Origin of the sequence: Lentzea sp. NPDC005914 (genome assembly GCF_040629405.1) — a bacterium.
In the GTDB taxonomy this organism is placed as follows: domain Bacteria; phylum Actinomycetota; class Actinomycetes; order Mycobacteriales; family Pseudonocardiaceae; genus Lentzea.
The window spans coordinates 78637-92563 of sequence record NZ_JBEXVQ010000016.1; the positions used below are offsets into that span (position 1 = coordinate 78637).

Consider the following 13927-nt stretch of genomic DNA (forward strand, 5'->3'; position numbering starts at 1 on the left):
CGAGCACATTCACTTTCTTGATCACCCGACTGGGTGAACCGCGCCACGTTAGCAACACAGAGCGCTCGAAAGGTCACCGTATGACAACGGTGAGATGTCACCACGGAAAGATCCTCATGTTTTCTGTTAGGGCGATCACTCCGGCCACCAGCCGCATCTGTTCGACGCCTCGGACGTCCGCATCCAGCAGGCGTGGCGAGCAGATCATCACGGCGAGCGTCTGGGCACGCGAGAGTGCCACGTTCAATCTGTTACGTGACAAAAGAAAGTCCAGGCCACGCGGCAGGTCCACGGTGGACGACGACGTCATGGACATGATGACCGCGGGTGCCTCCTGGCCCTGGAAGCGGTCCACTGTGCCCACCCGCGTTTCGTCGAAACCCGCATCTGCCAGGCGTCTCCGGATGATCCGGACCTGCAGGTTGTAGGGCGCGACGACCAGAACGTCCGCCGCGGTCAGCTCGCGCGTGCTGCCGTTGTCCGTCCAAGTACGACCGACGATCCGCCGCACGGTGTCGACCACGGCGTCGGCTTCCTCGGTCGACGACGTGATGTTGTGCCGGTGGTCGACCTCGCGCAGGTAGATGCCGGGCTCGATGCCCTCAATGGATCGGTTATGGGCAGTTTCGTGCGAATGGAGCAGTCCGGCGTAGGAAAGCTCGGACACCGGCTTGCAGACCGCCGGGTGCATGCGGCGCGTCTCGGCCAGGAAGTAGCCCAGATGGTCGGGGATGACGTCCGCGTCGCCGAGCAGGTGCCCGAGGGCGGACGCGTCCGATCCCGGCGGGTGCACGCCCTGCACGACCTGCGGCAGCTGCTGCGGATCTCCCAGCAGCACCAGGTTCTTCGCGGCGGTGGCCACTGCCACGGCATCGGCGAGGGCGAACTGGCCGGCCTCGTCGATGATCATCACGTCGAACGGCCGGGCCTTGATCACGGCGTTCGAGAACGTCCACGCGGTGCCGCCGACGAGGTGTCCTTCGGGGTGTTCCTCGCGCCACCGTGCCAGCGCGCCGTTGTCCTTCGGCTGGTCCCACGGCAGGCCTTCTTCGGGCTTTCCCTTGGGGCGCTTGGCCATCGGGATGCCGGGGTCAGCCGAGTGCAGCACGTTCTCCACGGCCTTGTGCGACGTGGACGTCACCGCGACCGTCTTGCCCTGGTCGATCAGGTGCTTGACGAGCTTGGTCGCGAGGTACGTCTTGCCGGCGCCGGGCGGTCCCTGCACGGCGAGCGTGCCGCCGTCGAGCTGGTCGACGGCCTTGATGACCGCCTGCACGACGTCCGGGTGCTGCGGCAACGGCCCCGGCGGCGTGCGCAGCAGCAGGTCGATGCCGGGGTTGCGGGGGAGCAGCGGCAGCAGGTGCACGGCCTGGTCCGCGAGTTCCGCGACCGCCTCGTCCTTCGGTGACGCGGGAACCGGACTGCCCGGCAGGACCGCGATCGGCAGTTCGGCGTGCTCCTGCGAGGTGCTTTCGGTGACGACGAGCTCGTACGGGTTGTCGTCCGACACCACGGCGTTGCGCGTGACGTTGCCGGGGTAGAGGAGCCTGACCTGCTCGTCCTTGCCGAACGGGTGCGGCCGCTCCGGGTCGATCCGCGCGTGCACCTGCCGTTTGAGGGTGCGGATCCGCCCGCTCGGCGGCACCCAGTCCTCGGCCTTGAGCGTGATCGGCACCGCGCAGTTGGAGTCGGTCTCCAGATCCGAGATGGGCGCGCTGGCCTGCCGGAAGAAGTCACCCCACGCGGGACTTGCCTCGCGCCGGTGGTAACCGACGGTGGCCGCGAACAACGTGTGGCCCTCCGCGATCAACGGCTCGGTCAGCGCCGCCATCCTGCGCGCCCGCTCCGCCGCCTTCTCCAGCGCGGCCTCGTCGCGTTCCTCGCGCACCGCGGTCTCGACGCCGTTCTCCCGCTTGATCTTCTCCAGCAGGTCTCGCACGCCTCGCGTCGGGACTTCGTCCTGCAGCAACGGTTTCAGGGCCTGCAGCGTGTACTCCCGCGTGGAGATCCGCAGCACTCGGCGGGTCAGCGCGCCCAGATCGACGCAGCGCCGCACCAGCTCGTCCACTTCGGACTCCCTGGTCGCGGTCCGTGCCGCTCGGACCGGCAGGTCGTGCGGCGTGAAGTGGTAGACCGCGCCCGTCGGCGTGCGGTCGACGAACTCCGCGAACGTGCCCTCCCAGCCGGGTGTGCGGAACGTGTCGCCGTCGACCTCGAGGAAGACGTCGTCCTCCTGCGGCTCGGGCAGGTGCTGCAACGCTTCCGGCGCGACGACCTCGTAACTGGTGACGCCGGTGCGTTCCTGCTGCACCTGCAACCGGGCCTGCGCGGTCAACGCGGTGAAGCTCGCGGGGGAGAGGGTGGCGGGCCGCTGCTCGGTGGCCGCGAGCGCGTCGATGGTCTCAATGCCGGCCGAAACCAGCTTCCGGCGCTGGTCGGACCGCAGTCCGGCGACGAGCGACAGGTCACGGGCCTCTTCGCGGCCCGAAGCGCAGTGGCGGGCGAAGCGGCAGCCGTTGCACGCTGCCCTGACGTCGCCCCACGATCGCTTCGGAGCAGGCCCGGGCTTTGCGAGCCGGGTCTTGAGCCTGGTCAGCAGCGGGGTGAAGTCGGCGACGCGGAACGTCGTGCGCTTGCCGTCGATGACGAGGTGCGCGCGCTCGGCCTCGATCGCCTCAGCGGCGGCGGTGAGGCTGAGGACGGCCTCTGGCGTGGCTTCCTCGGCGCAGGGCTCGTAGCCGTTCGAAGTGAGGACCAAGGTCGGCACCGTGCAGTGGAAGACGCCGTCGAAGAAGAGAGCGTTCTCGATCAGTTCGGCGCCAGAGCGCATCTCGGTGGCCGTGCGGGCGGCCTGCGCCTCGAGTTCGGTGGTGCCGCCGTCTCTTTCGTCGCGCGCCAGGTAGCTGCGGTGCTCGCACTCGAGCAGGTCGACGAGGTCCAACGGGCTGGCGAGCATGGACAGTGATGCTAATGTCCGAGCCAGCCGCCGCATGGCACCCGTGGAAGGCGTTTCATGCTCCCCCTGCTCATGGCGGCTTTGCTCGTGGCTCCCCCTCCCGGCGTGGACTTCCAGAACGAAGGCACGCTGAACGGCTGGGACTACCACTACACGCAGAAGGACGGCGTCATCCGTGACGTCACGAACGTGAAGTACAAGGGGTCTACGGCCATCGAGGCCAAGCAGACCTACATCGGCGAGACCGGCGGCTACCACTCGGAGACGATCGACCGCGGCGCCCAGTCGGTCGGCCAGGACCGCTACTACGGCCAGGCGATCATGCTTCCGGCGAACTGGCAGTACCACAACCAGAACGTGACGTTCCAGCAGTGGTCACCGGAGGATCCCGAGGGTCCGTGGCTGCTGATGTTCGTGCAGAACGACGAGATCCGCTACGGCGGCTCCGGCGGCATCTCCGGGACGGCGGGCAAGATCAAGCGCGGAGAGTGGACCCGGATCGTCACGCGGTTCAAGCTGGCGAAGGACACCGGCAAGTTCGAGGTGTGGATCAACGGCACCCGCGTCGTGTCGCGCACGCAGACAGTGCTGCCCAAGACGTCCAAGACCATGCGGTGGTCGTCTGGCATCTACTGCACGGCGTGGCGCGACGGAAAGCCCGCCGGTCAGTCCACGCTGTCGATCTACCACGACCACCACCGCGTCGCGACGAGCTACGCGTTGGCCGAGCCCGCGAACTGGTAGTCCTGGTGGCACGGGCGGACGACCCGCGTTATCCCCGATACGCGGGTCGGCCGCCCGCACCGCCAGGAGCTATGCGTTCGCTTCCACCAGCTGCAGCAAGGCTTCGTGGTGCGCGTTCGGGTAGTCGTGCGGCCGGAACGGGCGGGTCTGCGCCCGCACCAGCGCTGCCGCCGCGGCCAACTCGCCCGTGCGGACCTCGGTGTCGCGGTGCAGGAACGCGAAGTGCGGCTCGCGGACCTCGTCGGGCCACAGCAGGGTGTGCAGCACCAGCACGCCGTGCTGTGGCCGGATCGCGGCGAGCGTTTCCTTGCCGCGCAGGCCGAACTTCACGATCGCGGCGGTCTTGGTGCGCTCCAGAGTCTCCCTCAGGAGCACGTACGAGCGGACCGCGAGGTCGTCCGGTTCGACGTAGTAGCTGCGGTGCAACGCGATCGGGTCGAGATCGCTGACCGGCGCGAACTGCTGGACGTCGATGACGCCCTCTTCCGGCGCCGGCAGCTCGCGCGGGTCGATCTGCACGATGCGGCCGTCGTCGAGCTCGTAGCCGCGGCCTATGTCGTCCGGGGTGAGCCGGAGCGAGCACTCGCCGCACACCTGCTGGTGCCGGACGCGGCCGCTGTCCTCGCGGTGCACGAGGTGCACCCTGCCGCGGTGTTCCGTCGACGCGGACACCAGCCGCACCGTCATCGTCGTCATGCCGAACCGAAGTGCTCCCCGCCACACAGTTCTCATGACAAATGGGTACTCGAACACGTGGTCGAATAGACCTACCCGGTGACGAAAGGGCTCGTTCGGGTGCGTCCGACGGGTACCTCGGACGCGTGTGTCACCAAGCCGCAGGCGCGTAGTCCTTCAAAAAGCACCCGTAGAGGTCCTCGCCGGCCTCACCGCGCACGATCGGGTCGTACACCCGCGCGGCCCCGTCGACCAGGTCCAACGGCGCGTGGAACCCCTCGTCAGCGAGGCGCATCTTCAACGGGTGCGGCCGCTCGTCGGTGATCCAGCCGGTGTCGACGGCGGTCATCAGGATGCCGTCGGCCTGCAGCATCTCCTCGGCGCTGGTGCGCGTCAACATGTTCAACGCGGCCTTCGCCATGTTCGTGTGCGGGTGCCCGGAACCCTTGTACGCGCGGGAGAACTGACCCTCCATCGCGGACACGTTGACCACGTACTTGCGGCGGTACTGGGACTTCGCCATCGACGGGCGCAGCCGCGAGATGAGCAGGAACGGCGCCGTCGAGTTGCACAGCTGCACTTCGAGCAGTTCCACCGGGTCGACCTCGTCGACGTTCTGGATCCACGAGTTGACCGCCGCGGTGTCCGGCACCAGGCCGCCCGCGTCGATGTCCTTCGAGCCCGCCATCAACGCCAGCGTCGTCACCGAGTGCGCCTCGGGCACCGCGGTGCCGGGCAACGCCAGCTGGCCGTGGCCGCCGAACGAGATCAGCTCGGGCCGGGTCGCGTCCCCGGTCAGCGCCTCGTGCTCGGCGGCGGCGAGGGGCGTGTAGGCGCCGGGGGAGCGGCGCACGGTCTGCGCGGCGTTGTTGATGAGGATGTCGAGCGGGCCCCGCAGCGCCACCTCGTCCGCGAGCGCCAGCACCTGGGCCGGGTCGCGCAGGTCGATGCCCACGATCTTGAGCCGGTCGATCCACTCCGCCGAGTCGGGCATCTGCGCGAACCTGCGCGCCGCGTCCTTGGGGAACCGCGTGGTGATCGTGGTGTGCGCGCCGTCACGCAGCAGCCGCAGCGCGATGTACATGCCGATCTTGGCGCGCCCACCGGTCAGCAGCGCGTTGCGGCCGGTCAGGTCCGTGCGAGCGTCCCGCTTGCCGTGGTTGAACGCGGCACAGGACGGGCAGAGGTTGTGGTAGAAGGCGTCGACCTCGACGAACCGCTTGCGGCACGTGTAGCAGGACCGCGCGCGCAGCAACGTCCCGGCGGTCGCCCCGGTCGCGTTCGACACCAGGGGCAGGCCCTGCGTCTCGTCGTCGATGCGGTCCGGCGACCCGGTGGCGGTCAGCGCGGTGACGGCCCGGTCGTTGGCCGTGATGGCGGCCTTGCGCTCGGACTTGCGGAACTTCTTCGCGGCTTTGAAGATCTTCGCGGTGGCCCGGCGGACGCGCACCGCGTCGTCGTGCTCGGCGGGCAGGTCCTCGACCTGGGCAAGCACGCGCAGGCAGACTTCCAGCTCCGCGGGGTCGATCGAGGTCATGAGCAGGGATTTTACGGTGTGAGCCCGCACGGTCCGGCGGCCGGGCCTCCAGGTGCGGGCACGACGCCACCGCGAGCCTGCCAGGCTGGTGGCGCAGATGGGCCCCAGAGCGGCAGCAGACGAGCGGGAGCAGAGGCGTGAGCGCACCAGTCCGGTACCTGATGATCTGCGGCGCGGTGATCCGGTGACCGGGCCCGAACTGCTGGTGCTGTGGGACATCGACGGCACGCTGATCGCCGGTCGCGGCTTCGGCGGGCTGATGTACCGGGAGGCGTTCCGGACGGCGTTCGGCCGGGAGCTGAAGGGGCCCGTCGACCTCGGCGGGCGCACCGAGCTGGACGTCATCGCGGAGATCCTGCACCAGCACGACATCGAGCACACCGAGGAGACGTCCGCACTGCTGGCCGGCGCCCTCGCCAGCTCGTTCGAGAGCCGCCGGAAGGACTTCCCGGACCACAGCGATCTGTTGCCGGGGGCGTTGCGGGCACTTCAGCACTTCGCCGATGATCCGCGCGTGCACCAGGGCGTGCTGACGGCGAACCTCCGGAGCGTGGCGTTGATCAAACTGGAGGAGTTCGGGCTCGCGCATCTCGTGGACTGGGACGTGAGCGCGTTCGGGGACGACCACGCGGACCGCGCCGAGCTGGTGACGTTCGCGAGGAAACGCGCGCAGCACATCCGGGTCTTCACGCCTGACCAGGTGGTGCTCATCGGTGACACGCCTCACGACGTCCGCGCGGCCACCACCGCCGGTGTGCGGGTTGTGGCCGTGGCCACAGGACGCAGCAGCGCGGAAGACCTCCGCGAGGTCGGGGCCGGGACGGTCCTCGACGACCTGAGCGACCTCGACGAACTGGCCAGACAGGTGTGGAGGAACGGCGCCGGGGGAAACCGCGACGCATGAACCCCGAAGCACCCGACGCGGACGTGGCAGAGCAGCAGCGCGAGGTCGTGCCGCAGGACCCTGTCGAGACACCCGTCACGCCGATCGAGGCGGACCCGGCGGATGCCCTCGACCAGCAGCGCGAAGTTCCCCTGGACGACGAAGACCGGGTCTGAACGGCTCTGGTCTGGCTTCGATCACGGCGTTATGGTGCGCGGCATGCCCACTGCAGGCGGCCCGACAGTCAAACGGCTGTCCCAGCCGGACGCCGACATCAAACCCAAAGCTCTCGGCCTGCCCCGGGGGCGGACGGTGATCTCGGTCTTCGGCTCCACACAAGACATCGAGACGGATCTCGCCGCGAAGTTGTTGCCGGTGCTCAGATCCGTCGTGGTCACGGCGGCGCGCAACGGCGCGGTGTTCGTCACGGAAGGCACGGACAGAGGCGTAGTCCACTTGCTGGGCATGGCTTTGCAGGCGTGTGAGCAGCAGTGGCCCGTGGTGGTCGGTGTTGCGCCCAGCAGCAAGGTGCACGACCTCACCGAAACCTCCACCAACGGTCAGATCGCGCTGGAACCCAACCACAGCGTCGCCATCATCGTCCCCGGTTCGGAGTGGACGGACGCGACACCGGTGCTGTTCCGGACCATCGACGCCGTCCGGCACAAGAAGCCCGTGATCGCCCTCGTCGTCGGAGGCGACAACGAGCGAGAGGTCATCGACCACCTGAGCGCGGACAACCCGCTGCTGGTGCTCGCCGGGACCGGGGGCCTCGCGGACCGCATCGCGACCGGCGACCTCACGGGCGACCTCGCGGTGCTGGTGCGCAGCGGCAAGATCTTCATCGTCCACGTCGACGAGGGCGCGGGGAAGACGGTCACCGCGCTGGAACGGTTGCTGGGCAAGGAGAAGCCCGTCAAGCCGCCGAGGATCTGGCCCAAGGTCCGGTACAGGGCGCCGGAACCGCGGCCGCTCGTCGACCCCGGCTTCGTCGTGGCCTACCCGATGCTCGCCGACGCGATCCACGACGCGAACAAGGTCGTCGCGCCGGCGTTCCAGGAGCTCGACGCGGAAGCCGACGTCGAGCAGAACCGCTACCGGCTCATGGCCGTGCTGGCGATCGGCGGCGGCCTCACCACGACGGTGTTCGGCGCGCTGCAGACGTGGCTCAAGGACACGCCGTGGCCCGGTGTGCTCGTGGTCGCGGGCGGGGCGTTCGCGGCCGCCATCACGATCGTGGCGCGCAAGCGGGAGTCGCTCGACAAGTACCTCACCGCACGGTCCCGCGCGGAACGGCTCAGGGCGCTCTACTTCGCCCACCTCGCCGCCATCGCGCCGGCGACCGACGAAGAACGCCAGGACAAGGTGGCGGACCTGGAAGCCGCGGTCAGCGACCGCAAGCACGAGGTGGTCAGGACATGAGTGACAAGCAGCGGCAGGCCCAGTTCGTCGAGGCCTACCTGAGGCACCGCTTCCAGGATCGCCTCGACCACTTCGAACGCGGCCGCAAGCGGTACTCCAGCGCTCGTACGTGGATGGTCGCGATCGCCGCCGGCCTGTTCATCGCCGCGGCGGCGGCAGCGGCGGTGGGGATGGCGGACGGGCCGCGCAGGGCGTTGTGGGGCTTCGCGGCCACCACGTTCGCGGCTCTCGCCACGGCGTTCTCGCTCTACGAGGCGACGTTCGGCTTCCGGCGGCTGGCCAGGGAAAGCGCCACTACTTCTGTTGCGCTGCAACGGCTCGCGGTGGACGGGCCCACACCGGACGATGTGGACGATGAAAGGCTCGTCGCATTTGTGACCGAAGTGGAGTCGGTGCTGCGGTACGGCCGGTGAAGCCATTTCCTGGCGACAATCGATCAAGATTGCGCCAGGAAAACGCTTTCTCGGGTTTACACGCTCTGTGGGTGCTCGATTACTCAAAGCACTAGATCTGGCGTTTCGGTCACCCAGTTGTCATGATGACCTCATCCCCCGATGCGGAAGCAGGCACGACATGACTTGGGCGCGTCCCGCGATCGCCGAGCCCGAAACCGGCACCTTCGCCGAGGCAAAAGCTCTGGAAAAGGAGCACAGCACGATTCAGAACAGCAAGGCGGCGCGCACGGTGGCCTGTCACGCCACGAACGCGCTCGACTGCGCTGACCTGCTCGAAATGCTCGGGCTCAACGCTGCGGAGGGCAAGGCCCGGGTATAGCCCCGGGACTGGATCCACCACTCGGCCACCAGCAGGTTCACCACGAACGACAGCCAGTTCGCGGTGGCGAACGTCAGCAGCCCGTCCCCCGCGGGCACGAGTGCGCCGAGCAGCATGCCCCACAGCCGGCCGGTCACGGCGGCGCCGGTGAGTGCGAACCCGCGGATCATCCAGATGCGGTGTTCGGCGAACCTGCGCTGCCGTGCGGTCCGCAACCCCAGCACGGCACTGATGAACCACAGCGCCGACAACACCGTCAGTGGTCCCGACGTCGCCAGCCCGTACAGCGACAGCTGGGCGCACACCAGGCCCAGCAGGGACGACGGCAGCACCGCAGCGAAGTAGACGCGGCCCATCACCCGGTGCACCCGCGGGTGCCGTGCGCGCAGCCGCGGCCAGAACTGCGAGACACCCGCCAGGACGGCGACCGTTCCGGTGAAGATGTGCGCCACCAGAAGGCCGTAGTGCACCGATCCGTGCAACGCCGGCCTGGCCCGGCTCATGTCCAGCGTGACGTAGGCGCTCGCCGCGAAGATCGTTATCGCGAGGCAGACGAGTCCTGACACCGCCAACCAGGCGACGTATCCCCTCGAAGTTTTCATAACCGCAAGGCTGTCAACGACTTCACCCGGATGCGCTGGTGCACGCCCCCGAGCGAGCGGTGGGGTGCGCCCTACTGGGATGATGTGCTCATGCGGACGGTGGAGATCTCCGAAGAGCCGATCAGGCTAGGGCAGTTCCTCAAGCTGGCTCAGCTGGCCGAGGACGGCGCGCACGCCAAGGAGCTGATCGAGGACGGGGAAGTCCACGTCAACGGCCACGTGGAGCTGCGTCGCGGAGCACAGCTGCGCGAGGGTGACATCGTGGTCGTCGAGAGTGACGAGGTGCGCATTTCCGTTCGGCGGTAACGGATTGCTCCGTTCAGCGGTAAGAACATGCACATATGCAGACGATCGGACTAGGGTCTGAAGACCTGATCTGAACGAATCAGGCGAGCTATACGTAACCATTATGTCCCTTGTGGACACGTGGAATCGTCTTGCGTCGCCACGGTTTCGAGACGGTGAGACGCGCGTCACGTCCGATATTCGGGCGCCGGGAAACTTTTTTCCGGAGTCTGTAACGCGGATGCCACAACGGGCGAATCATCGGTTGCGAGCTTCTTCCGCCGAGCCTCGATGAAGGCGTTGTCGAAGGTCGTCTGAGATCGAAGATTCAAGGTCCTCGGGGTGACCTGCGTACGTGCACGTCCGGAATCGCCGCTGAGCCGGGGAGATCAGAAACGATGAGTGAGCAGGTCCGCGCTGCCCGTGACGTCGACGGGTTGCGCTCCACGCTCCTTCCGCTGCCGGAACACAGACAGACGCACCCACCTGTCGCCCGCTGGGAGAGCCGCTACCGCTACGCCGTGATCACCGCCGATGTGCTGACCATCGCCCTGGTCGTCATCGCCGTCGGTGCCGTCATGAGCATGCGACACGCCGCCTTCGGACCGCTTTCCCTTGCCCTGCTGGACATACTCACAGTAGTTGTCGTCGTCGGCTCGCTCGCGATCAACCGCGTGTGGACGCCGACCGTCCTCGGCCAGGGTGCCGAGGAGTTCCGAAGACTCGGCCGGGGTTTGTTCGGTGCCGTCGTGGCGCTCGGCCTCGGAGCGCTCGCCGTCGACATCCCCGGCGCCCGCCTGTGGGTCTTCGTCGTTGTCCCCGCGATCGCCCTGGTCGCGTTTCCCATGCGCTACGCCCTGCGCCGCCCGCTGCACCGCGGCCGCAAGGAAGGGCGCTTCCTGCTCTCCGTCCTCGCCGCCGGCAACCTGGACACGGTCGAGGACCTCATCCACCGCACCAAGCGCGTCGCCCACCTGGGCTGGCGCGTGGACGCCATCTGCACGATCGACGGCCGCGGCCGCTCGGGCACCGACGTCGACGGCGTGCCCGTCGTCGGCCAGCTGCGCGAGCTCGCCGAGCACGTCCGCCGCGGTGGCTACCGCATCGTCGCCGTCACACCCGACGCGTACTGGACGCCTCGCCGGCTGCAGCAGCTCGCCTGGGCCCTCGAGGGTTCCGGCGCGGAGATGGTCGTCTCGCCCGGTCTGATGGAGGTCGCGGGACCTCGTCTGCACATGAGCGCCGTGCTCGGAATGCCGTTGCTGCGAGTGAGTGAACCGGCACTGAGCGGCTTCCGCCGTCTGGTCAAGGACGTCGTCGACCGCGTGGGAGCGTTCGCGCTGCTGGTCTTGCTGGCACCGCTGATGTTCGCCGTCGCCGCGTTCGTGATGATCGACAGCCGCGGCCCCGTCTTCTACCGCCAGAAGCGCGTCGGCAAGGGCGGGCACCCGTTCACGATCATCAAGTTCCGCACCATGGTCACGAACGCCGACGCGTTGCGCACCAGGCTTTCCGCCGCCAACGAGGGCCACGGGCTGCTCTTCAAGATGAAGAGGGACCCGCGCATCACCAAGGTCGGCACGTTCCTGCGCCGGTACTCGATCGACGAGCTGCCGCAGCTGTTCAACGTTCTCGCGGGCACCATGTCGCTCGTCGGCCCGCGCCCGCCGCTGCCGGAGGAGACCGCGAAGTACTCCTCGGACGTGCGGCGCCGTCTGCTCGTGAAGCCCGGTTTGACCGGGTTGTGGCAGGTCAGCGGACGCAGCGACCTCTCGTGGGAGGAGTCGGTGCGGCTCGACCTGCGCTACGTCGAGGACTGGTCGCTCGCCCTCGACGCCGTGATCTTGTGGAAGACCTTCCGCGCCGTCTTCGGCGGCCACGGGGCCTACTGATGAGGAATCAAGACGTGATTGGCATTGCCGTCATCGGCGCGGGGTACTGGGGACCGAACCTGGTCCGCAACGCCCAGGCCACTCCGCAGCTGAAGCTGCGCCACCTGTGCGACCTCGACGTCGAGAAGGCCCGGCGCGTGCTCGGCGAGTACTCGACCGTGCGCGCCACGGCGTCGCTGGACGAGGTGCTCGCCGACCCCGAGGTGCACGCGGTGGCCATCGCGACACCCGCCGCCACCCACCTGCCCGTCGCACTGGCGGCGCTGGAGGCCGGCAAGCACGTCCTGGTCGAGAAGCCGCTCGCGGCCAACCTCGAGGACGGCCTCAAGCTCGTCGAGGCCGCGGAGTCCCGCGGTCTCACGCTGATGCTGGACCACACCTTCGCCTACACCCCGGCCGTGCAGCACCTGCGCGAGATCATCCGCGGCGGCGAGCTCGGCGAGATCCAGTACATCGACTCGGTGCGCATCAACCTCGGTCTGGTGCAGCCGGACGTCGACGTGCTGTGGGACTTGGCCCCGCACGACCTGTCGATCTTCGAGGCGATCCTGCCCGACGACGTGCGGCCGGTGGAGGTCGCGGCACACGGTTCGGACCCGATCGGCGCGGGCGTCGCCTGCGTCGGCCACCTCACGGTCCGGCTGTCCAACGGCGCGATCACGCACGTGCACGTGAACTGGTTGTCGCCGACGAAGATTCGCACAATGGTCATCGGCGGTTCGCAGCGCACGGTGGTGTGGGACGACAACAATCCGGCGCAGCGACTGTCCATTTACGACCGCGGCGTCGACCGTTCCGAAGAACAGCAGAAGATCTCCTACCGCACCGGTGACATGGTCGCTCCGGCGCTGGTGGAACGCGAGGCGCTGCGCACGATGATGGCCGAGTTCGCCGCGTCCATCACGGAGGAGCGTCCGCCGCTCACGGACGGCCGCGCGGGGTTGCGCGTGCTGGCCGTGCTGGAAGCCGCGTCGGAGTCGCTGCGCTCCGGCGGAGTTTTCGTTCCGGTCCAACAAGTCGAAGGCAGGGTTCAGTAGATGACGGCACAACCGATCAGTGGCCAGCGTGCGCTCGTCACGGGCGGCGCGGGCACAATCGGGTCGTCCGTGGTGGATCAGCTCGTGGAGGCGGGTGCCTCCGAGATCGTCGTACTGGACAACTTCGTGCGCGGCCGCAGGGAGAACCTGAAGAGCGCGCTGGAGTCCGGTGTCGTCAAGATCGTCGACGGCGACATCAACGACAAGGCGCTCGTGCGGGAGCTGACCGAGGGCCAGGACCTCGTCTTCCACCTCGCCGCCATCCGCATCACCCAGTGCGCCGAGGAACCGCGGCTCGCTCTGGAATGTCTGGTCGACGGCACGTTCACGGTCATCGAGGCCGCCGCGGCCGCCGGCGTGAAGAAGGTCATCGCGTCGTCGTCCGCGTCGATCTACGGGCTCGCGGAGTCGTTCCCCACCAACGAACGGCACCACCCGTACAACAACGACACCTTCTACGGCGCCGCGAAGGCGTTCAACGAAGGCATGCTGCGCAGCTTCAAGGCCATGCACGACCTGGACTACGTGGCACTGCGGTACTTCAACGTGTACGGCCCGCGGATGGACGTCCACGGCCTGTACACCGAGGTGCTGATCCGCTGGATGGAACGAATCGTTGACGGCAAGTCGCCGCTGATCTTCGGTGACGGGGCGCAGACGATGGACTTCGTGCACGTGCACGACATCGCCCGCGCGAACATCCTCGCCGCCAAGGCACCGGTCACGGACGCGGTGTACAACATCGCGTCGTCCCAGGAGACCTCGCTCAAGCAGCTCGCCCTCGCGTTGCTTGCCGCGATGGACTCCGACCTCCCGCTGGAGCACGGCCCCGAGCGCAAGGTCAACGGCGTCACGCGCCGTCTGGCCGACATCAGCGCCGCGGCGACCGACCTCGGCTGGAAGCCCGAGATCGAGATGGACGGCGGTCTGCGCGACCTCGTCAAGTGGTGGCGCGCGGAGAAGACGGCGGAGAAGTCTGCCTGACTGTCCGAAATGGCGGCCTGACTGTGCGAAGTCGGGCCGCCGCGTCCGTCTCATCCGGTCGCAATGCTTTAACCCACAGTGACAAGAACGACGGAAACCCTTGGGCCCGTTGAACTTTTGGCCTAATCGATACCCC

At 68.1% G+C, this 13927-nt stretch carries 13 protein-coding genes; 9 read left to right on the forward strand and 4 right to left on the reverse strand.

Annotation, left to right across the window (positions count from 1 at the left end):
• Positions 1-97 precede the first annotated feature (97 nt).
• On the reverse strand, positions 98-2956 hold the full coding sequence (locus ABZ345_RS23210) for an AAA domain-containing protein (RefSeq protein ID WP_359852268.1): 2859 nt from the start codon (positions 2954-2956) through the stop codon (positions 98-100).
• A gap of 57 nt (positions 2957-3013) precedes the next feature.
• On the opposite strand from ABZ345_RS23210, the gene ABZ345_RS23215 reads away from it, so the two are divergent.
• Positions 3014-3700 carry a heparin lyase I family protein gene (locus tag ABZ345_RS23215; protein WP_359852271.1) on the forward strand — a complete coding sequence of 229 codons (687 nt, stop codon included), beginning with the start codon at positions 3014-3016 and terminating at the stop codon, positions 3698-3700.
• A gap of 69 nt (positions 3701-3769) precedes the next feature.
• Here ABZ345_RS23215 and ABZ345_RS23220 read toward each other — a convergent pair whose 3' ends face one another.
• Positions 3770-4432, reverse strand: a complete 663-nt coding sequence (locus tag ABZ345_RS23220) for a Ku protein (RefSeq protein ID WP_359852274.1) — start codon at positions 4430-4432, stop codon at positions 3770-3772.
• Between the two features lie 94 nt (positions 4433-4526).
• Entirely contained in the window at positions 4527-5912 is a 1386-nt protein-coding gene (locus tag ABZ345_RS23225; RefSeq protein WP_359852277.1) for an SDR family NAD(P)-dependent oxidoreductase, read from the reverse strand.
• A gap of 97 nt (positions 5913-6009) precedes the next feature.
• Here ABZ345_RS23225 and ABZ345_RS23230 point away from each other — a divergent pair, with 97 nt between their 5' ends.
• From ABZ345_RS23230 to ABZ345_RS23245, 4 genes are read left to right on the forward strand one after another with little or no spacing between them, the layout of a single operon-like run.
• Positions 6010-6816, forward strand: coding sequence for a haloacid dehalogenase-like hydrolase (locus tag ABZ345_RS23230; protein ID WP_359852280.1), 807 nt, complete (start codon positions 6010-6012; stop codon positions 6814-6816).
• Positions 6813-6971 (forward strand): hypothetical protein, encoded by a 159-nt coding sequence (locus ABZ345_RS23235; protein ID WP_359852283.1) that lies wholly within the window; start codon positions 6813-6815, stop codon positions 6969-6971. Before ABZ345_RS23230 ends, ABZ345_RS23235 begins: the two co-directional genes overlap by 4 nt.
• A gap of 43 nt (positions 6972-7014) precedes the next feature.
• Entirely contained in the window at positions 7015-8217 is a 1203-nt protein-coding gene (locus ABZ345_RS23240) for a hypothetical protein (RefSeq protein ID WP_359852285.1), read from the forward strand.
• A complete protein-coding gene (locus ABZ345_RS23245; RefSeq protein WP_359852288.1) occupies positions 8214-8630 on the forward strand; it encodes an SLATT domain-containing protein in 417 nt (138 codons plus the stop codon). The genes ABZ345_RS23240 and ABZ345_RS23245 overlap by 4 nt, the downstream gene beginning before the upstream one ends.
• A 279-nt stretch (positions 8631-8909) precedes the next feature.
• Here the strand turns inward: ABZ345_RS23245 and ABZ345_RS23250 are convergent, their stop codons facing one another.
• Positions 8910-9593, reverse strand: a complete 684-nt coding sequence (locus ABZ345_RS23250) for a DUF2306 domain-containing protein (RefSeq protein WP_359852290.1) — start codon at positions 9591-9593, stop codon at positions 8910-8912.
• A gap of 90 nt (positions 9594-9683) precedes the next feature.
• On the opposite strand from ABZ345_RS23250, the gene ABZ345_RS23255 reads away from it, so the two are divergent.
• From ABZ345_RS23255 to ABZ345_RS23270, 4 genes are all read left to right on the forward strand, one after another.
• Positions 9684-9899, forward strand: coding sequence for an RNA-binding S4 domain-containing protein (locus tag ABZ345_RS23255; protein ID WP_359852293.1), 216 nt, complete (start codon positions 9684-9686; stop codon positions 9897-9899).
• Between the two features lie 377 nt (positions 9900-10276).
• Positions 10277-11770 carry a sugar transferase gene (locus ABZ345_RS23260; RefSeq protein WP_359852296.1) on the forward strand — a complete coding sequence of 498 codons (1494 nt, stop codon included), beginning with the start codon at positions 10277-10279 and terminating at the stop codon, positions 11768-11770.
• 14 nt (positions 11771-11784) lie between these two features.
• On the forward strand, positions 11785-12807 hold the full coding sequence (locus ABZ345_RS23265; protein WP_359852299.1) for a Gfo/Idh/MocA family oxidoreductase: 1023 nt from the start codon (positions 11785-11787) through the stop codon (positions 12805-12807).
• A complete protein-coding gene (locus tag ABZ345_RS23270; protein ID WP_359852302.1) occupies positions 12808-13791 on the forward strand; it encodes an NAD-dependent epimerase/dehydratase family protein in 984 nt (327 codons plus the stop codon).
• Positions 13792-13927: the final 136 nt, after the last annotated feature.